This is a genomic window from Methylophilus sp. Leaf416 (assembly GCF_001424665.1).
Classification (GTDB): domain Bacteria; phylum Pseudomonadota; class Gammaproteobacteria; order Burkholderiales; family Methylophilaceae; genus Methylophilus.
The window spans coordinates 217,352-235,198 of the sequence record NZ_LMQS01000001.1 but is presented as its reverse complement, the minus strand read 5'-3'; the positions used below and the strand labels follow the sequence as shown (position 1 = coordinate 235,198).

Here is a 17,847-nt window from a genome sequence, read left to right as displayed (position 1 = left end):
CTATTGAAAATGGTTGTCGTGCGCGACAACTTCACTGCGGTTGAACAATTTAGATTTAAGCTGTTTGCGATAAATGCCAAACTTTTGTTTAAGTTGACGCAGGGTCTCATGATGCAGACTGGTGCCTAGCAAACATATGCCCGCCAGCGTAGCCAGTAGCCAGCCAATCGAAAAGGGCACAATTTCATAGCGCGGTGATTTGTGCGATTGGATGGTTTGCAATACATCGTAGGTATCATCGCCATTGATATATTGCGCGCCGATTTCCTGCGCCAGTTTTTGCAGATAAGTCGAGTCGCGCTTGGAGATGAAGCGATCATAGTCAGAGAGCGCGACGCTGTCATCGCGGCCACTGCTTTTGCTGGCGGTGACTTGTGCAATGTTCGGTTGCACGGCAAAACTTTCATTCGACCAGTAACCAATCATCTGGTTGTCTTCTGTCAGTTTTGGGATGCCGGTACCTTTTTCAGTGCCTATGCCAACAAAAAACCAGCCATCCCCGCCCTGAAAATCCCTGAGGTTGCGGGTATTGAACGCATGCAGCAAGGGCGCCTCATCGCCATCGGTAAAAAACACCGCTTTAGTCGCTTCGGGCATTTGCCGTAGCAGCTTGGCTGTGATAGCTAAGCTTTCGCGCAATTGGCTGTTGCCGGTCCATGCCATCCGCCAATCCAGGTGATCTATGGTTTCATGCAAGGCAGAAAAATGGCGGCAAACATGCAAAGGCGTATATAGTGCGGCAACCGCATCCCCGGCGAATAAACCTATGCTGACACGGGTATGGCAGGGCAGTTGAGCGACTATTTCGTGCATCATGCGCTTGGTATATTCCAGGCGGCTGACGGGTCGGTGGTTTATCGACATATCCGCAGAGTTCATGCTCTGGGTAATATCTGCGATCAGGAAGTAGGTATGTACATTGCGTTTGATGGGGATGCTAGGCACTAAGACTGCGCCCAGCAGGCAGAGCAACGCTGTAGTAAGTAAAATGGTGTCGCGATGGTGCAGCCAGAATCTTAGCCAATGATTTTTCATGGTGACTTCTCATGAGTGCCTGCATCACTGGCCTAGGATGACAGAGGTAAATCAGGCTGGTTTATAAAGTTATTGAAAATGGTTGTCGTGGGCAACTGCCTCGCTACGTGCAAACAATTTTGCTCTAATTTCATTGCGGTAGATTTTAAGATTCTGCTTGATCTGGCGTAATGGATGACGGCTGGCATAAGTGCCTACAATACACAAACCGCCCAAAGTGGCGAATAACCAGCCCAGGGGTAATGGGGCAATATCACGGCGTGCAGGTTTTTGGGCCTTCATGGCCTGGATCACCGTGTAGCTGCTATCACCTTTAATAAACTTGGCACCTATCTCCTGAGCAAGGCTTTGCATGTATTCAGCGGCCATTTTGGATATATAGCGATCATTTTCACCCGCGACGTTGTCATCACGCACACCCAGGGTGCTTTCAGAAATCTGCGCAATGCCTGGTTGCATGGCGAAGCTTTCATTAGACCAGTAACCGATCACCTGGTTATCTTCGCTGAGCTTGGGGATAGCATCGCCTTCTTCTGAACCTATGCCGACAAAAATCCAGTCGTCACCACCTTGAAATTCTTCCAGATTTTTAGTGTTGAAAGCATGCAATCTCGGGGCTTCTTCGCCATCTGTAAAATAGACTACTTGCGAAGCCTCAGACATGCCGCGAACCACTTTTGCGGTCACTAACAGGCTCTCACGCAAGCGGCTGTTGCCTGACCAGGCCATACGCCAATCCAGATGATCTATCGTATCCTGGATGGCCGCAAAGTTTTTGCAGACTTCAATCGGCGAATACATGGCCGCGACTGAGTTACCAGCAAAAAGGCCAATGCTGATTTTAGTGCCGCATGGCAGCGAGCCTACGACTTCATGCATCATGTTTTGCATATAAGCCAGACGCGTGACTTTTTTGCCACGGATAGTCATATCTGACGTATTCATGCTCTGCGAAATATCTGCAACCAGAAAGTAGGTATAGATATTATGTTTGAACGGAATACTAGGGCGTAAAACTGCCGCCAGCAGGAATAGCAGTGCTAATCCGAGCAGGGCAGAATCACGGTGTTTAACAAATCGTCTGAGCCAGATATTCATACTTTTAACTGATCAAGTGAGTAAGCAAGCATAAACGCCTGCATTTAAGGCAGACCATTAGGGATATTGCCCATGATCAAACCCGGATTATCAGATTCGCCTACACCTGGCGTGGGTTTCTCAGGCAACAAGCTCATGACGCGGTCATAATTGCGGCGGGTGCCCCAGTGGTTGTTATCTGCCTTAAGTGCACTTTTATAAGAGGTCATCGCCTGGGTTAACAGGTATTCAACTTCATCACGCGTGCTGTTATCGTTGCCACCAGTGACCTGAATCGCTTTCAGGAAAAACATATTGCCAATGTTATGCAAAATGGCCGCGCGTTGCACAGGCGTCGAACCATCAATCAGCTTGGCAAACAGCAAGGTAGCTTCTTTGTAACGCTCATTTTTTGCCAGCCAGTAAGCCACTGCATATTTGGCTTCAAAACTTTGCTGATCCGTTTGCGGTGTCTTGGCCGTGGTGATCGCTTGGTTGAAATCCTTGGCTTGCTGAATCCGTTGCCAGCTATATATGATGGTCGCCGTCGCGGCAACCGCTACCACGATCAGGCCAATGACCAGTTTTTTTACGCTGAGCGCCATGTGTTGATCTCCAGATATTTAACCGCCAGCAGAATCGCAATCATGACGATGGCAATCCAGTAACACAAATTGGTGTAATCATGGCCGGGGATTTTTTCCATATATTGAATTGGTTTTTTTTCTTTGCTGTTAATGTCGGCAATCGCTGCTTCCAGTGAGCGCGGGTCTGATGCCTCATATGCACTGAAAGGGGTGCGCAAGGTCTGGAAATATTGATAAAGCAATACTTCTGTTGGCATATGGCCGTCGTAACCACTTTCGGTATATTTAGGGTCAAAAATGGTGATGCCGCCAGGCTGGCGCAACACAATCCAGTAAAGGCCGATGTTGTAGCGTTGCAGCCAGTCACGCAGTTTTTGTTGCACCATATCACTGACGCGTCCGGCACCATCCGAGATCAGGATAATCGCGCGTGAACCGGAGTCGGGCACATCTTTAAACAGTTCCACCGCACTGGTGAGGCCGCCACCGATATTAGTTTGAAATAAAGAGTTACCGGCAGTGGCCTGCACCGCAGATAGCACCGCCTCTTTATTCTCGGTTAATGGCAATACATACATGGCCGAGTTACTAAAGGTAATCACGCCCATCATGTCATTACGGCGACCTTTAATAAAATTGGTGATGATACGCGCAGCCGCGACTGATTTGGTTTCGCCGATATGGCCATCTTTGTCGCCTACAAAAGCATCATCCATACTGGCACTACGGTCTAGCACCAGACCGATTTGAGCGCCAATACCGGTGCGCAGTGCTTTTTGCTCAAGTGTATGCGGGCCTGCCAGACCTAAGATCACAAATAAGATGCTTAATGCAGCCAGGGCTTTTAACAGCAGGCCAATGATGCTTGATAATGGATCCGGAGGTAACAGGCCTATCCATGAATAATGTTTGCTATGTGAGCGTTCAAGCAACAGCGGCAGCAATGCCAGCGGTAACGCCCACAAAACCCAGGGGTGAGTGAATGCCATAATGCTATTTTGCCCCTGGTTTCGAGACTGAATTCAAGTCAGGTGTCAGGCCGCGTTCGCAATCACGCATATGGCGACAGAAAGTACGTAACCATTGCTTGGCAGGCATGCCAAGATCTAGCGGTGTTTTGGAGTCAAAAAAGACTTGGCGTGATAAATTGAAGAAACGCTCGATCTCTGGTTTTGCGGGCTGGTAGGCAGGTTTTTCCTGCAAAAATTGGTCTACATTATTACCAAATACGCTATGCCCGGCGACTTTCTGGATTGCCTGATGGACAACCTCAATCGCCTGTTGCAAGCCTTGCTGGTTGTCGGGTAACTTGCCTACACTTCGATAAGCCTTGGCAAAGGCACCCCCCATGCGCGGCAGCCAGGTGCGGGCGCCCAGAATATATAATAATCCCAGCAGGCTAAGGGCAAGTACGCCGGCAGCGATCTTCAGGGCTTGTTCTTCTTTTTTGGTATCTATAGTGAAGGGCGGAATGAACGGGCTCATCTCGTTTTTCAGGTTGACTTCACCATATACAGATAGTGGGGAAGTCCTGAAATTAAACGATGGAAAGCGCAGTTGACGTAATTCTGTTTTACCGTTGTGACGTAGTTTGACGATTTCACCGCGCAGGATGGCCGGACGCACTACGCGACCAGATTTAAACACTTGATAAATAAGGTGGATGGTATGCACACTGCGGTCAGAGAATGTTTCATCTTCAACACTGATGTTTGCCAACTCGACGCCGGATACCTGGCCACGATAGCGATGTTCATAACCGACAATCGGCAATGATTCTTTAATCAGTTCATAAGGCTTCTTCACGGTCAGGATGATGGTGCGTTCCAGCTTGTCGCCGACCACATAGCCTGCATCACGCGTAGGGTTTATTTCCTTCACCGTCACATATTTATTGTCTACATTCGGCAATGTTACATCGGCAATGGCTGGCAACGTGGTTGCGGTCAGCATTGCCATGAGCAAACAGGCGAATAAGGTTTTTTGCGCTTTCATCAATCGCTTTCCTCAGACAGTCACATATTGATGGAAATAATCAGTCAGCATATCTGCATCAAACTGGTCTTCCACAAAAAATGGCTGCATATCAAATTTCATAAACATATCTTCAATCGCCTGGCGACGCGCGGCAAAGGTATCCAGAATCCGCTGGCGGTAAGAGGCACGCAGAAAAAGCGTACGGCGCTCGCCGGTTTCCGGGTCATTAATGCTGGTTACGCCAAATTCCGGCAGGTCTTTGTATTCGGTACTGTTCCATAACACAACCGGCACAATGTGGTGGCGCAACATCAATAGCAACGCTTCTTCCAGTTGCCCTAGCGGCATATGGAAGTCAGAAACCAGGAAAATCAGCGAGCGTTCGCGCGGTAATACCCTGGCGCTATCAAGCAATGCCCCGGCACCTACTTCATTTGGCAAATGATTTTCCAGCCTGTCTGCTAGTTCCAGCATGCTGTGCGGCCTGGCTGAAAGCGTGCTCAGCCATTCATCGCGTAATTCATCATCAAAGCCGACGAACGCTGCCGGGTCACCATTTCGAGTGGCAGACTGTGCCACTGAACGTGTAATTTCTGCGGCGGTAGTCAGTTTGGTATGTGGCACGCCATACTGCATTGAACCGGACAAGTCACACATGACAAATACCGGCGTGGCACTTTTCTGGTTGAAAATTCGCACGTACACCTGTTCCATCGGGTCGCGGATGGTTTGGCGTATATCAATCCGGCGCGGATCAGGGTAGGCAAGTAAAGTTGTGTGCCCGCGAAATTCCATACCCATGCCGCGCTGGTTGCTTTTATGGCGGCCAGGACGGCGGGAGCGGGAGCGCCAGCTGATGTGATAACTGAATTCCTTGATGTAATCCATTGCTATGAACTCAAACCCACGTTAAGGCGCAGCAACGGCGTTAACAATACCGGAGAGCATTTCACGCGCAATTTCAGTACGGCGCATTTCATAAACAGGGCTGAATACCAGGCGGTGAGCAATCGTTTCGTGGAATACAGCATGAATATCTTCCGGAATGACGGCATCGCGCTGGTTTAACCAGGCATTAACACGTGCTGCACGTAACAACATACCCATACCGCGCGGGCTAGCACCTGATAACACAAGGCGTTTCATATCGACGTTAGATACTTTAATGCCATACGCCAGTGGGTCTTTAGTTGCCAGCCACAGGTTCAACGCATATTTACGCAGGGCAGGCGTGGCAGAGATATTGTCTTGGATCACTTTGGCAAAACTGTTGAGTTGATCAAACTTCAAGATGTCTTCTTCAACATTGCTGATAAGTTGATCCACATCATGGAAGCGCGTATCAAAAATCAGCGACTCCATAATGTCGTGCGCAGGAGGCACCAGAATCGGAATTTCCATCATAAAGCGGTCACGCGCCGCAGACGGAATATCGAATGTTTCTTCACGCTCCACCTGGTTACGGTCAGCGAATACCAGCATGTGCGGGAAGTAATGTTCTTTATTAAACGCAGTCAGGGTGCGCTCGGCCATCACCCGCAGCATCAGCGAATGTACCTGTGGGCGGGCACGGTTAATCTCGTTAAAGAAGAAAATAGAAAGGTTTTGCCCGGACATAAGTAACGGGCCTGGGCTAACGTGCGGTTTGCCGTCTTCACCCAGGTAAGTGTGGTAGACCAGGTCATTCGGCATCAGGTCTATCGTACCTTCAATACGCTGGTAGCCGCCACCAATACCACGGGTAAATGCACGTAACAAAGTCGTTTTACCAACACCCACATCACCTTCAAGCAATACATGGCCGCGAGCAAATACGGCTGTGGTGATCAGGCGCACTGGGCTTTCCTGACCCACCACCACTTTATTGACTTCTGATTCAAGTTTTAACGCGTGTGCTCGCCAATCGGCTAATTGTTGATCTTGCATTGCTGATTTCCTGACGTAAGATAATTTTTTGAAAGGTAATTGTAACTAAATTGTAATTTCTAAACAGCCGTTTGTTGCGAATTATTATTCAAGCCTTAATAAAACCTTGGTTTTGAATTTGTAAAATTCCGTAACAATTAAGGGAATCTTACCTAGGTTTTATTTAAAAGTATACAGGTCTGTATATTTTTGAAATGACAAAAAGCTTTGACTAAACGCAATTTCCGGCGAAAATATTGTTTTATACTAATAAATCAAAATTACATGTCTAGGAAAAGTAGTTTCAGTAAAGAAGAGTTGTTGGCCTGTGGCCGGGGTGAGATGTTTGGTGAGGGCAATGCACAACTGCCTTTGCCTCCTATGCTAATGTTTGACCGGATTGTAAAAATATCTGATGATGGCGGCAAATACGGGCAGGGTGAAATTATTGCTGAGTTGGATATCACTCCTGACTTATGGTTTTTTCAATGCCACTTTACTGGTGACCCGGTAATGCCTGGCTGTCTTGGCTTGGATGCCATGTGGCAACTGGTTGGTTTCTTCCTGGGCTGGAAAGGTGGCCTGGGTCGTGGACGCGCGCTTGGTTCAGGTGAAGTTAAATTTACGGGCCAGGTGTTGCCTAAGGCTAAACTGATCCGCTATCACATCGATTTAAAGCGGGTGATCATGCGTAAGCTAGTGATGGGTATTGCAGATGCACGTATGGAAGTCGATGGCCGCGAGATTTATAATGCCAGTGATTTACGTGTTGGTTTGTTTACCACCACCGATAATTTTTAGGGAAGCTTTTATAGGTTTAACTTTATAAGCCAGACTTGGTGAGTAAAAAATTTGACGCGTTATATAGTTGATATATCAGTAAAATTTTTTACAAGTAACAATGTATGGTAACGAAGGTGAGCTGATCGTAGCTTACCTGGAGGTCCTTACCGTTTTTGAAGTCTTAAGGAGGCGCAATGCGTCGCGTAGTGATTACAGGATTTGGTATCGTATCAAGTCTTGGTAATAACAAACAGGAAGTGCTGGACAGCCTGAAAGCAGGCCGTTCAGGGATTACCTATCAACCGGAGTATGCTGAGCGCGGTTTGCGTTCGCATGTGGCTGGGTCTATCAAAGATCTGGATATCGAAGCGCTCATCGACCGCAAGTTATTGCGTTTTATGGCGAAAGGACATGCTTATGCGTGGCTAGCCATGCAAGAAGCCATTGCTGATGCCAACCTGCCTGAAGACCTGGTTTCCAATGTGCGCACCGGCCTGATTGTAGGTGCGGGTGGCACATCGACTGAGAGTATGCTCGAAGGTACTAATACGCTGCAAGAAAAAGGCATACGCCGGGTTGGCCCTTATATGGTGACCAAAACCATGAGCAGCGGTATTGTTGCCTGCCTGGCCACTGGCGCCAAAATCAAAGGTGTGAATTACGGTATCAGCTCAGCTTGTTCAACCAGTGCACACTGTATTGGTGCTGGTGTTGAGCAAATCCAGCTCGGTAAACAGGATATAGTGTTTGCCGGTGGTGGCGAAGAAGAGCACTGGACCATGAGCTACCTGTTTGATGCCATGGGTGCGCTATCCAGCAAATATAATGATACACCGGATAAAGCTTCGCGCACTTATGATGCTGATCGCGATGGATTCGTGATATCCGGCGGTGGCGGCATTGTGGTGCTTGAAGAGTATGAACATGCCAAAGCGCGTGGTGCCAAGATTTACGCCGAGGTTGTTGGCTACGGCGCAACTTCAGATGGCTACGACATGGTCGCGCCTAGTGGGGAAGGCGCAGTGCGCTGCATGCAGCAAGCTTTGCAGGGGCTGGATATCAGCCAGATTGATTACATCAATACCCATGGTACCAGCACACCAGTAGGTGATACTAAAGAGCTGGAAGCTATCCGCACGGTATTTGGCGATAGCAAAACTGCAATTGCTTCCACCAAGTCATTGTCAGGTCATGCATTGGGGGCTGCAGGTGTGAATGAAGCTATTTACACCTTGTTGATGATGCAGCACGGCTTTATCGCTGCCTCTGCCAATATTGATAATCTAGACCCGGCTGCAGAAGGCCTCAACATCGTGCGTGAGCCTATCAAATCGGCCAAGATTGAAACTGCACTCTCAAACAGCTTTGGTTTCGGTGGTACTAACGCTACTTTGACCTTATCAACCAAAAATCTCTAAAATAAATAAAGTGTACTTCTGGCTTCAGAAGTACACTTTATTTTATTCCGGTTTCTGCATGCCTGATTCTAACTTTCGCGTTTTTTCTTCAGGCTGCATTCCCAAGTTTTTAACAGCCACTGCTATCAATAGTGACAGATAATGCTGAAGGTGTAGATGCGGCGGAAGTGATGCTGTATTCCAATTTGCAATGTTGCTCGTCATGTGCGCCGGCCAGGAAATAAGTGGCGCGATTGATATCCGAAAGTTCAGGCTGGATGGTGAATCTGCTACCGGGCTGTATCAATTGATCCAGGCCCGCGGCGTTATTAGGTGCCAAGCCTACCGGGTATCTGCCGGTGAATAAAATGTTATTACCTTCAATCATGGTGGATGAAGTGACATTGCTGGGATCAATATCGCACTGGGGATCCGCCATGCATACGCCTTTTGCCATGGTGGCTACCGACAGCACCGTTGCTTTAAATGATTGCAGGGAGGCCAGTCTTGCCTGGGAGCCGGTTTGCGAGATACGGGCGTAAGCGGTGGCCGCCAGGATTGATAAAATCAGCATGACAATCACTAGTTCAACTAATGTAAAACCGCGTGCAACACCAGGCTGTTTAAACGAGTCTAGTTGAGAATAAGAACTTTTCTTCATTGCGAAGCATTTTATAATAGCTAGGATAAGTGAATGTCAATTTTTGACCAATGTTGCAAGTGTTAAAGAAGGCTTACAAATGCGTCTTTTTAAAATTATTTTTTCAGGATTGTTAGTCATATTTTTGCTCAGCCGGTGTGCCACCATGATGGGCGAACGCACTGTCAGGATGAGTGCGAGCCAGATTCAGCAGAAACTGAATCACAAACTGGAAAAACCATTCACCGTCATGCGCGCGTTTCATGTGCAATTGTCTAATGCACAGGTGCAGCTTGATCCGGCGACCGGCCGGGTGCATACCACTATGGACGCCAGTATTGCCAGTGATTTATTGGCGAATACGGCAACCGGCAAGGCGACTCTGTCAGGCTTACTGAAGTTCGATACTGAGCGAAATGCCGTGGTTTTGGATCAGCCAGCAATCGACACTATTCAACTCGATGGCGCCAACAACCAATGGAATGGCATGTTGCAGCAGGTGGCTAAAGATATGGGCGGGAAATGGTTGAATCAGCTGGTGTTGTATGAAGTAAAACCGGAAGAGTTGACCTATGGCGGGACACGATACCAGCCGACTAATTTGCGTGTAACCGCTGACGAAGTGCAGGTGACATTAAAGCCACAATGATTAGTCAGTCACCAGGTGTTTTTCCAGCAGCAGGGCAGCGACGACTTTGCGTCCTTCTGCTGTCAGTATGTTGAAGGTGCGGCAGGCAGCCGCGGTAGTCATGCATTCGACACCGATATTTTGCGACAGAAAAACCTGGGTATGTTTGGGGTGAATAAAGCGTTGCTTATCACCCGTACCCAGTAGCACTATTTCAGGCGTGAACGCCAATATTGCGGTTAGTCTTTCTGCATCCAGAGACTCCCATGCGCCGCTAAACCAGTCTGTAGTGAGTGCATCATCACTGACAATCAGGGGTTGTGTATATGGCTGGTGATTGATGGTAATTGACTGGCTATCTACCCCATTAATCTGGTATTGCTGATCACTGCTGTGCAAGTGTAATTTCATGCTTTTGTGTTCATCTCTCACATTCAAAAATAAAACAGAAATTATACCGTGCATGACCGTCACTTCATCGTCTGGTTCATCAGGCGTTCATTGATGAAGAAAGGCTTTGCAGGTAGAATGAAAGTTTTACTTTAAGAGCTTAACACACGCCAAATGTGTTTGTTAACAGAGTATGCAGCCAGTCAATAAATCAAATAAATTAAGTAATGTCTGCTACGACATCCGCGGCCCGGTTTTACAGCGTGCCCGCCAGATGGAAGAAGACGGTCAACGGATTATCAAGCTGAATATCGGTAACCCGATGCCTTTCGGCTTTAACGCGCCTGAAGAAATCGTGCAGGATGTCATCCTGAATATGGATCAGGCCTCCGGCTATACTGATTCCAAAGGCCTTTTTTCAGCCCGCAAGGCCATCATGCACTACACCCAGCAAAAGAAAATTGAAGGGGTGACCATAGACGACATTATTGTCGGTAATGGCGTGTCTGAACTGATCGTAATGGCCATGCAGGGTTTGCTCAATAATGGCGACCAGGTGTTGATTCCAATGCCGGATTACCCACTGTGGACCGCTGCGGTAAATCTGGCTGGTGGTAGTGCACGTCACTATATCTGTGATGAACAGTCTGGCTGGTTGCCGGATCTGAAAGATATCGAAAATAAAATCACTGCCAATACCAAGGGTATTGTGATTATTAATCCGAACAACCCGACCGGTGCCTTGTACCCGCGAGAAATCCTGGAAGGCATTATCGAGATTGCGCGTCATCACGGCCTGGTGATCTTTGCAGATGAAATCTATGACAAAGTGTTGTATGACGGTAACACGCATACCTCAATTGCTTCGCTGGCAGATGATGTCCTGTTCGTGACCTTCAATGGTTTGTCAAAAAATTACCGCGCCTGTGGCTACCGTTCGGGCTGGATGATCATTTCAGGTGATAAAAAACCTGCCAAGGATTACATTGAAGGCTTGAATATGCTGGCCTCCATGCGGCTTTGCGCCAATGTGCCTGGGCAGTTGGCTATCCAGACAGCGCTGGGCGGCTATCAAAGTATCAATGATCTGGTCGCACCCGGCGGACGCCTGTGTAAGCAACGCGATTTGGCTTATGACATGTTGACCGCCTTGCCTGGTGTGAGCTGTGTCAAGCCGCAAGCAGCCATGTATCTTTTCCCAAGACTGGATCCTGAGGTTTATCCGATCCATGATGACCAGCAATTTATCCTGGATTTATTGCTGGAAGAAAAAGTATTGCTGGTACAAGGCACGGGCTTTAACTGGCCGTCACCTGACCATTTCAGGGTGGTATTTTTACCCAATGTCGATGACCTGACAGAAGCGATGACGCGCATAGGCCGCTATCTGGACGGTTACCGTAAGAAACATACCAAATAGCACGTGCAAGCACGTGCCAATGATTTATTTAGAGGTTTGCTAAGTTATAGAATGTGGATATGAAAGAACTAAAAGTCGGTAAAGAATTAAAAGTAGGTTTATTGGGCATAGGTACAGTTGGCGGCGGCACTTATACCGTGCTGACGCGCAACCAGTCTGATATCGCGCGCCGCATTGGCGGCAATATCCGCATCGTGCAAGTGGCTGACCGAAACCTGGAACTGGCAAGGCAAGTGACTGGCGGCCAGGTTGCTGTGACCGATGATGCATTTGCGGTTGTCAATAATCCTGAAGTGGATGTGGTGGTCGAGCTTATTGGCGGCTATACCATCGCCAAAGAACTGGTGTTGCAAGCCATTGCTAATGGTAAGCATGTGGTTACCGCTAACAAGGCTTTGCTGGCCGTACACGGCAACGAGATTTTTAAGGCAGCGGCTGAGCAGGGCGTAATTGTGGCCTTTGAAGCGGCAGTGGCGGGTGGTATCCCTATCATCAAGGCATTGCGTGAAGGTTTGAGTGCGAACAAAATTGAATGGGTAGCCGGCATTATCAATGGCACCACCAACTTTATTCTGACTGAAATGCGTGACAAAGGCCTGGCCTTTGCGGACGTGCTCAAAGAAGCACAGCGTCTGGGTTACGCAGAGGCCGATCCGACCTTTGATGTGGAAGGCATTGATGCCGCCCACAAACTGACCATCATGGCCAGCATTGCATTTGGTACGCCGATGCAGTTTGAACAGGCCTTTACTGAAGGCATCACCAAACTGACCACCCAGGATATCCAGTATGCGGGAGAGTTAGGTTATCGAGTTAAATTGTTGGGCATCAGCAAAAAAACCGAAGCGGGCATTGAGTTGCGCGTGCATCCAACCTTGATCCCTGAAAAACGCCTGATTGCCAATGTCGATGGCGCGATGAACGCTGTCGTGGTGAAAGGTGATGCAGTAGGGCCAACCTTGTACTACGGTGCTGGTGCCGGTGCTGAACCTACCGCCAGTGCGGTGGTGGCTGATCTGGTCGACATTGCGCGCTTGCATGGCACTACTGCAGAGCAGCGAGTGGCTTTCCTGGGTTACCAACTGGATCAGCAGCAAGCGTTGCCGGTATTGCCGATTGCCGAAATACAGTCTGGTTATTACCTTCGCTTACGTGTTTCCGACAAGCCAGGTGTGATGGCTGATGTGACCAAGATCCTGGCAGATTTAGCGATCTCGATTGATGCCATGCTGCAAAAAGAACCGCAAGAAGGTGAAGCCGAGGCAGATATCATTATTCTTACGCATACCACCCAAGAAAAAACCATGGATGCCGGTATCGCCAAGATTGAAGCCTTACCTGCAATCGCCGGCGCAGTGACCAAAATCCGTCTGGAAACATTGTCGCGCTAAGCTAGTTTTGCATAATGTGGCTATAAATTATTAGGTTTAATGTAATGAAATATATCAGTACCCGCGGACAGTCTGCCGCCTCGAGTTTTAGTGAAATTTTGCTGGGTGGCCTGGCGCCAGATGGCGGCTTATACCTGCCTGAGCAATACCCGCAATTCAGTGACGCTGATTTGACGGCCATGCGCAGTATGAATTACCGTGAGCTGGCGTTTGCGATTTTGTCGCGCCTGGTGGATAACAACGATATCCCGCATACCGACCTGCAAGCCATTATCGACAAAACCTATCGCGCTGACGTATATGGTTATACACGTGCGGGGCAATCTGCCGAAGATATCACACCGACCATTAAGCTGGAAGATAACCTGTACCTGTTAAGTCTTTCCAATGGCCCAACCCTGGCTTTTAAAGATATGGCCATGCAGTTGCTGGGTAACCTGTTTGAATACGTGCTGACCAAAACCGGCCAGACGACCAATATCCTGGGCGCCACTTCAGGCGACACCGGCTCCGCCGCTGAATACGCCATGCGCGGCAAAAAAGGCGTGCGCGTATTTATGCTATCGCCCTACCAGAAAATGAGCCGCTTCCAGACTGCGCAAATGTTCAGCCTGCAAGATGACAATATTTTCAATATTGCCGTGAAAGGCGTGTTTGATGATGCACAGGATATCGTTAAAGCCGTATCCAACGACCACACTTTCAAAGCGCAATATAAAATCGGTGCCGTGAACTCCATCAACTGGGGCCGTATTGCGGCACAAATCGTGTATTACTTTAAGGGTTACCTGGCAGTCACCACCAGTAATGACCAGAAAGTCAGTTTCAGCGTCCCAAGTGGCAACTTTGGTAATGTCTGTGCTGGCCATATCGCCCGCATGATGGGTTTGCCGATTGCGCAATTGATAGTAGCGACGAATGAGAATGACGTTCTTGATGAATTCTTCAAGACCGGTGTTTATGCGCCACGTGGCGCTGCTAATACTTACCAGACCTCCAGTCCGTCCATGGATATCAGCAAAGCCTCCAATTTTGAGCGTTTTGTTTATGACCTGGTAGGCCGTGATAGCGCCAGGATACGCGAGCTATGGACGGCAGTTGATCACGGTGGCAAGTTTGACTTGAACACCGAGGGCTATTTCGACCAGGTAGGTGATTTCGGTTTCGTGTCCGGTAGCAGCAATCATGCAAATCGCCTGCAAACCATACGCGCAACCAAAGAAAAATACGGCGTCACTATCGATACGCATACTGCAGATGGCTTAAAAGTCGCCTTGGAAAAACGCGACCCGAATGTGCCCATGCTAGTGTTGGAAACAGCGTTGGCCGCCAAATTCGAAGATGCTATCGTGGAAGCGCTGGGTGAAGTGCCTGAACGTCCGGCCAGCCTGGAAGGCCTGGAAGACTTGCCACAGAAGTCTACCGTACTGGATGCCAATGTAGATTTAATCAAAAGCTTCATTGTTGCCAATACCTAACCATCTCAAACTGACGGAGTCCATGTATGCAACAATATCATGACCTGCTAAACCACGTGCTTGCACACGGGCACCAGAAAACTGACCGTACCGGCACCGGTACGATTTCTGTATTTGGTTACCAGATGCGTTTTAACCTGGCGCAAGGCTTTCCGTTACTGACGACCAAAAAAGTCCATTTAAAATCTATTATTCATGAGCTTCTGTGGTTTTTAAAAGGCAGCACCAACATTGCCTACTTGAAAGAAAACGGCGTAAAAATCTGGGATGAGTGGGCGGATGCTGAAGGCAATCTTGGCCCTGTATATGGCTACCAATGGCGCAACTGGCCTAAGCCTGACGGTTCTCACATAGACCAGATCACACAAGTCGTAAACCAGATCAAGAAGACGCCAGACTCACGTCGTTTGATCGTGTCTGCCTGGAACGTGGCTGATGTTGACCAAATGAAGCTGCCGCCGTGTCACGCATTTTTCCAGTTTTATGTGGCGGATGGTAAATTGAGCTGCCAGCTGTATCAGCGCAGCGCAGATATTTTCCTCGGTGTGCCATTCAATATTGCTTCTTATGCCTTACTGACCATGATGGTCGCGCAAGTCTGCGATCTGCAATTAGGTGATTTCGTCCATACGCTTGGCGATGCGCATATTTATAATAACCATATGGAACAGGTGAAGGAACAATTGTCGCGCTCAGAACGTGCGTTGCCTACGATGCTTATTAACCCGGAAGTAAAGGACATCTTCGCTTTCAGTTTTGAAGACTTTACGCTGCAAGGTTATGATCCACATCCGGCCATTAAGGCGCCAGTCGCTGTATAGTCCAGTTTGTAAAATTCATCACAAATGGCTATTTTTAGCCATTTTGTTAACAGAATGTAATATTTAAAACAACTAATTACGTTTTTGATATCCTTTTCGCGTTATGAATCGCGGTGTGAGAGTACCTAGCTTGCGCATCGCACCCTCATCATGACTTTAACACGGAGATCAAAAATGCAAAAAGTGTCAATTATCACTGCCGCCCTGTGCGGTCTATTGTCTGGTCAGGCGTTTGCTGACCACGAAACTATCAAGCCAAAAGCCTATGACAGCCTGGGTAAATGCGTAAAAGCAGCTTTGTCCAAGCATGACGGCAAAATCGTTAAACTGGAAGCCAAGTCTGAGCGTAAGCAACTGGTTTATGAGTTTGACGTACAATCTAACGATGGTAAGGCCTGGGATATCGAGTGCAATGCCAAAACTGGCAAAATCACTGAGGTAGAAGAAGAAGTGACTGCTGATGATGAAAGATTCAAGGCTCTGGCAAAAGTATCTGAAGAAGATGCAAAAGCCACCGCTTTAGCAGCACATCCAGGCAAGGTCGTAGAAACAGAATACGAACTTGAGCCCGATGGTAAAGCTTCCTACGAGTTTGATATTCTTGAAGCTGACAACGAAGAAGTGAAAGTTGAAGTAGACGCAACGACTGGCAAAATCGTTGAAACCAGTTATGAAGTTTACCAAATTGGCCAAGAGTAATAAGTGAATTGAATAGCCTGTAAGTTTACTCAGGCATTCAAGATGTTCAAAAAGGCACCGCGGCAGCGGTGCCTTTTTTGCATGAGATCAATATGCAAGTTAGGGAGTGTCTACCCCGATATGGGCAAATTTGCAGTTGCCCATATCGGTCCTAGTGATAGTTCACTCCCTGCTTGTAACCAGCATTTTGTATGCCAGTTTGAGGTGTGCATTTAAACTGATGATTGAAAAAACGTTTTTTTCAGTCAATGGGAGTTTTTCCTGAATTTTAGGTGGTTGATTACAACCATTTGGTTGTATGCATAACTTATGCTGGTGTCAACAATTTGGCATCAGGGGTTTGCATGAAGCGATAAATACCAGTCAGCAGTTTTTTGTATTCTCCGCGTTTGATCAACTCACTTTGAGCCAGCATATTGAGCAATGAGGATTGTTGGTGTTGCTCATTCAAGGCGTTCAGAAACTCGCTGGAAAGGTTCTCATTGCTGGCGACAAAGCACAAGTTAAAAGTGTCGCAAAAGTTGCCGTACAAGCTTCCCAGCATCATGCTTTTAGCGTATTTGCTGGCTAAGGGTGGATGGTTTTGCTGGCTTAATGGAAAACTGCCACGCTGGTCATCAATCAACAATAAGTGGTAGTCAGCTAATTTTTGGATAAGCAGCGTTTGGCCGGCTGCATCACTCTCATGATTAAAGAGTGTCGAGCTATTACACCAGACCGCCGCTACGGGATAATTAATACAATACTTTTCGATCTGCTCGGTAAAGTTTATTGCCTGATTGCCATTACTTTCCGGCAGTTGAATAACGCTAATACCTTGTTTTTGCAGGCTCTTGATCATCACCGCGCTTGTATGATGATCCGCCAGCAACAATCCATCTTCGGGCCTGATACTTTGGATGACAGCGTATTGCAGCGCTAGCCAGCTTCCGCAGGCGATATGGTCAGGAGACACCAGGAACCTTCTTTCATGCGCCAATAGATTAGCCAGCATATGTTTAAGGTTAAACAATCCGGTGGCATCGTAATCATGCGCTTGCAGCTTGTGCATGTGCAAAGCTGCTCTACGGATGTGGTGCAAACTGGTTTTCTGGATCAGGTGGTGAATGCTGTTCGAATAAGGGTCTACCTGCTGGCGCTGCAAAGGGGGGTATGTCTCTGATTCATTTAAAGCTGATGGTAATGCGCTTGATACAAAAGTACCGCGCTTAGGCTGCGTATAGATCAGGCCTAAGGCTGAAAGCTCTTCGTACACACGGGAAACTGTTTTGCGGTTAATCCCCAGGCGTTGTGCAATGTCGCGTGAGCTGGGCAGGGCGCTACCGCCAAGCCAGGCTCCGCCTTCAATCATGGTGCGGAAATGCCCTATGAGTTGTTGATGGATGGACGAAGAGGAGTCTTTGTCTAATACCAGAGAGTAATGCCAGGGTCTGAGCACAGCCAGTGTTTACCTTAAATTTATCAAGTAAAAAAGCATCATCTTTGCAAATGAAGATGTCGAAATTACTTGAAGGTCACACTAGGACATGTCCCTCAATAACAGAATGATACAAAAAAAAATCAATTCAACAAAGTTTTCGGAAAAATTCCCTATCTGGCCCATGAATAAAACCCTGAAC

General features: G+C 47.9%; 18 protein-coding genes. 8 read left to right on the top strand and 10 right to left on the bottom strand.

The genetic code is table 11. The features are described 5' to 3' along the window. The 7 genes from ASG34_RS01080 to ASG34_RS01050 all read right to left on the bottom strand — a co-directional run bounded on the left by ASG34_RS01080 (position 1) and on the right by ASG34_RS01050 (position 6,602). Positions 1-1,035, bottom strand: a complete 1,035-nt coding sequence (locus tag ASG34_RS01080; RefSeq protein WP_055825483.1) for a VWA domain-containing protein — start codon at positions 1,033-1,035, stop codon at positions 1-3. A gap of 69 nt (positions 1,036-1,104) precedes the next feature. After that, a complete protein-coding gene (locus tag ASG34_RS01075) occupies positions 1,105-2,133 on the bottom strand; it encodes a vWA domain-containing protein (protein WP_055825480.1) in 1,029 nt (342 codons plus the stop codon). 44 nt (positions 2,134-2,177) lie between these two features. Next, complete coding sequence (locus ASG34_RS01070) at positions 2,178-2,717, bottom strand: hypothetical protein (protein WP_055825477.1); 540 nt, start codon at positions 2,715-2,717, stop codon at positions 2,178-2,180. Then, the gene (locus ASG34_RS01065; RefSeq protein ID WP_055825474.1) at positions 2,702-3,688 is read right to left on the bottom strand and encodes a vWA domain-containing protein; all 987 of its coding nucleotides are present in this window, start codon (positions 3,686-3,688) and stop codon (positions 2,702-2,704) included. The genes ASG34_RS01070 and ASG34_RS01065 overlap by 16 nt, the downstream gene beginning before the upstream one ends. A gap of 4 nt (positions 3,689-3,692) precedes the next feature. Then, positions 3,693-4,694: a hypothetical protein gene (locus ASG34_RS01060; RefSeq protein ID WP_055825471.1), complete on the bottom strand. Its 1,002-nt coding sequence runs from the start codon at positions 4,692-4,694 to the stop codon at positions 3,693-3,695. A 12-nt stretch (positions 4,695-4,706) separates the two neighbouring features. Beyond that, on the bottom strand, positions 4,707-5,564 hold the full coding sequence (locus tag ASG34_RS01055; RefSeq protein ID WP_055825468.1) for a DUF58 domain-containing protein: 858 nt from the start codon (positions 5,562-5,564) through the stop codon (positions 4,707-4,709). A gap of 21 nt (positions 5,565-5,585) precedes the next feature. Continuing rightward, positions 5,586-6,602 (bottom strand): AAA family ATPase, encoded by a 1,017-nt coding sequence (locus ASG34_RS01050; protein ID WP_055825465.1) that lies wholly within the window; start codon positions 6,600-6,602, stop codon positions 5,586-5,588. Between the two features lie 264 nt (positions 6,603-6,866). On the opposite strand from ASG34_RS01050, the gene fabA reads away from it, so the two are divergent. Further along, positions 6,867-7,382: a 3-hydroxyacyl-[acyl-carrier-protein] dehydratase FabA gene (gene fabA, locus ASG34_RS01045; protein WP_055825461.1), complete on the top strand. Its 516-nt coding sequence runs from the start codon at positions 6,867-6,869 to the stop codon at positions 7,380-7,382. Between the two features lie 176 nt (positions 7,383-7,558). Beyond that, on the top strand, positions 7,559-8,782 hold the full coding sequence (gene fabB, locus ASG34_RS01040; protein WP_055825458.1) for a beta-ketoacyl-ACP synthase I: 1,224 nt from the start codon (positions 7,559-7,561) through the stop codon (positions 8,780-8,782). Positions 8,783-8,891: 109 nt separating this feature from the next. On the opposite strand, the gene ASG34_RS01035 is transcribed toward fabB, so the two are convergent. Next, positions 8,892-9,422: a prepilin-type N-terminal cleavage/methylation domain-containing protein gene (locus ASG34_RS01035; protein ID WP_055825455.1), complete on the bottom strand. Its 531-nt coding sequence runs from the start codon at positions 9,420-9,422 to the stop codon at positions 8,892-8,894. Between the two features lie 79 nt (positions 9,423-9,501). Here ASG34_RS01035 and ASG34_RS01030 point away from each other — a divergent pair, with 79 nt between their 5' ends. Further along, a complete protein-coding gene (locus ASG34_RS01030) occupies positions 9,502-10,050 on the top strand; it encodes a DUF1439 domain-containing protein (protein WP_235559626.1) in 549 nt (182 codons plus the stop codon). On the opposite strand, the gene ASG34_RS01025 is transcribed toward ASG34_RS01030, so the two are convergent. Continuing rightward, complete coding sequence (locus ASG34_RS01025; RefSeq protein WP_055827211.1) at positions 10,051-10,440, bottom strand: Mth938-like domain-containing protein; 390 nt, start codon at positions 10,438-10,440, stop codon at positions 10,051-10,053. Between the two features lie 172 nt (positions 10,441-10,612). On the opposite strand from ASG34_RS01025, the gene ASG34_RS01020 reads away from it, so the two are divergent. The 5 genes from ASG34_RS01020 to ASG34_RS01000 all read left to right on the top strand — a co-directional run bounded on the left by ASG34_RS01020 (position 10,613) and on the right by ASG34_RS01000 (position 16,228). Further along, on the top strand, positions 10,613-11,839 hold the full coding sequence (locus ASG34_RS01020) for a pyridoxal phosphate-dependent aminotransferase (protein WP_055825452.1): 1,227 nt from the start codon (positions 10,613-10,615) through the stop codon (positions 11,837-11,839). A gap of 59 nt (positions 11,840-11,898) precedes the next feature. After that, on the top strand, positions 11,899-13,230 hold the full coding sequence (locus ASG34_RS01015) for a homoserine dehydrogenase (RefSeq protein ID WP_055825449.1): 1,332 nt from the start codon (positions 11,899-11,901) through the stop codon (positions 13,228-13,230). A gap of 44 nt (positions 13,231-13,274) precedes the next feature. Next, on the top strand, positions 13,275-14,708 hold the full coding sequence (gene thrC / locus ASG34_RS01010; protein WP_055825444.1) for a threonine synthase: 1,434 nt from the start codon (positions 13,275-13,277) through the stop codon (positions 14,706-14,708). A 26-nt stretch (positions 14,709-14,734) separates the two neighbouring features. Next, the gene (locus ASG34_RS01005) at positions 14,735-15,529 is read left to right on the top strand and encodes a thymidylate synthase (RefSeq protein ID WP_055825443.1); all 795 of its coding nucleotides are present in this window, start codon (positions 14,735-14,737) and stop codon (positions 15,527-15,529) included. A gap of 174 nt (positions 15,530-15,703) precedes the next feature. Beyond that, the gene (locus tag ASG34_RS01000; RefSeq protein WP_055825440.1) at positions 15,704-16,228 is read left to right on the top strand and encodes a PepSY domain-containing protein; all 525 of its coding nucleotides are present in this window, start codon (positions 15,704-15,706) and stop codon (positions 16,226-16,228) included. Between the two features lie 307 nt (positions 16,229-16,535). Here the strand turns inward: ASG34_RS01000 and ASG34_RS00995 are convergent, their stop codons facing one another. After that, entirely contained in the window at positions 16,536-17,666 is a 1,131-nt protein-coding gene (locus tag ASG34_RS00995) for a GntR family transcriptional regulator (protein ID WP_255352308.1), read from the bottom strand. Positions 17,667-17,847: the final 181 nt, after the last annotated feature.

Excerpts from the sequence above, each read along its gene's own strand:
- ASG34_RS01060 (WP_055825471.1), bottom strand. The coding sequence starts at position 4,694 with ATGAAAGCGCAAAAAACCTTATTCGCCTGTTTGCTCATGGCAATGCTG.
- ASG34_RS01015 (WP_055825449.1), top strand. The coding sequence starts at position 11,899 with ATGAAAGAACTAAAAGTCGGTAAAGAATTAAAAGTAGGTTTATTGGGC.
- ASG34_RS01050 (WP_055825465.1), bottom strand. The coding sequence starts at position 6,602 with ATGCAAGATCAACAATTAGCCGATTGGCGAGCACACGCGTTAAAACTT.
- ASG34_RS01065 (WP_055825474.1), bottom strand. The coding sequence starts at position 3,688 with ATGGCATTCACTCACCCCTGGGTTTTGTGGGCGTTACCGCTGGCATTG.
- thrC (WP_055825444.1), top strand. The coding sequence starts at position 13,275 with ATGAAATATATCAGTACCCGCGGACAGTCTGCCGCCTCGAGTTTTAGT.
- ASG34_RS01025 (WP_055827211.1), bottom strand. The coding sequence starts at position 10,440 with ATGAAATTACACTTGCACAGCAGTGATCAGCAATACCAGATTAATGGG.
- ASG34_RS01035 (WP_055825455.1), bottom strand. The coding sequence starts at position 9,422 with ATGAAGAAAAGTTCTTATTCTCAACTAGACTCGTTTAAACAGCCTGGT.
- ASG34_RS01005 (WP_055825443.1), top strand. The coding sequence starts at position 14,735 with ATGCAACAATATCATGACCTGCTAAACCACGTGCTTGCACACGGGCAC.
- ASG34_RS01080 (WP_055825483.1), bottom strand. The coding sequence starts at position 1,035 with ATGAAAAATCATTGGCTAAGATTCTGGCTGCACCATCGCGACACCATT.
- ASG34_RS01030 (WP_235559626.1), top strand. The coding sequence starts at position 9,502 with ATGCGTCTTTTTAAAATTATTTTTTCAGGATTGTTAGTCATATTTTTG.
- ASG34_RS01075 (WP_055825480.1), bottom strand. The coding sequence starts at position 2,133 with ATGAATATCTGGCTCAGACGATTTGTTAAACACCGTGATTCTGCCCTG.
- fabB (WP_055825458.1), top strand. The coding sequence starts at position 7,559 with ATGCGTCGCGTAGTGATTACAGGATTTGGTATCGTATCAAGTCTTGGT.
- fabA (WP_055825461.1), top strand. The coding sequence starts at position 6,867 with ATGTCTAGGAAAAGTAGTTTCAGTAAAGAAGAGTTGTTGGCCTGTGGC.
- ASG34_RS01055 (WP_055825468.1), bottom strand. The coding sequence starts at position 5,564 with ATGGATTACATCAAGGAATTCAGTTATCACATCAGCTGGCGCTCCCGC.
- ASG34_RS01070 (WP_055825477.1), bottom strand. The coding sequence starts at position 2,717 with ATGGCGCTCAGCGTAAAAAAACTGGTCATTGGCCTGATCGTGGTAGCG.
- ASG34_RS01020 (WP_055825452.1), top strand. The coding sequence starts at position 10,613 with ATGCAGCCAGTCAATAAATCAAATAAATTAAGTAATGTCTGCTACGAC.
- ASG34_RS01000 (WP_055825440.1), top strand. The coding sequence starts at position 15,704 with ATGCAAAAAGTGTCAATTATCACTGCCGCCCTGTGCGGTCTATTGTCT.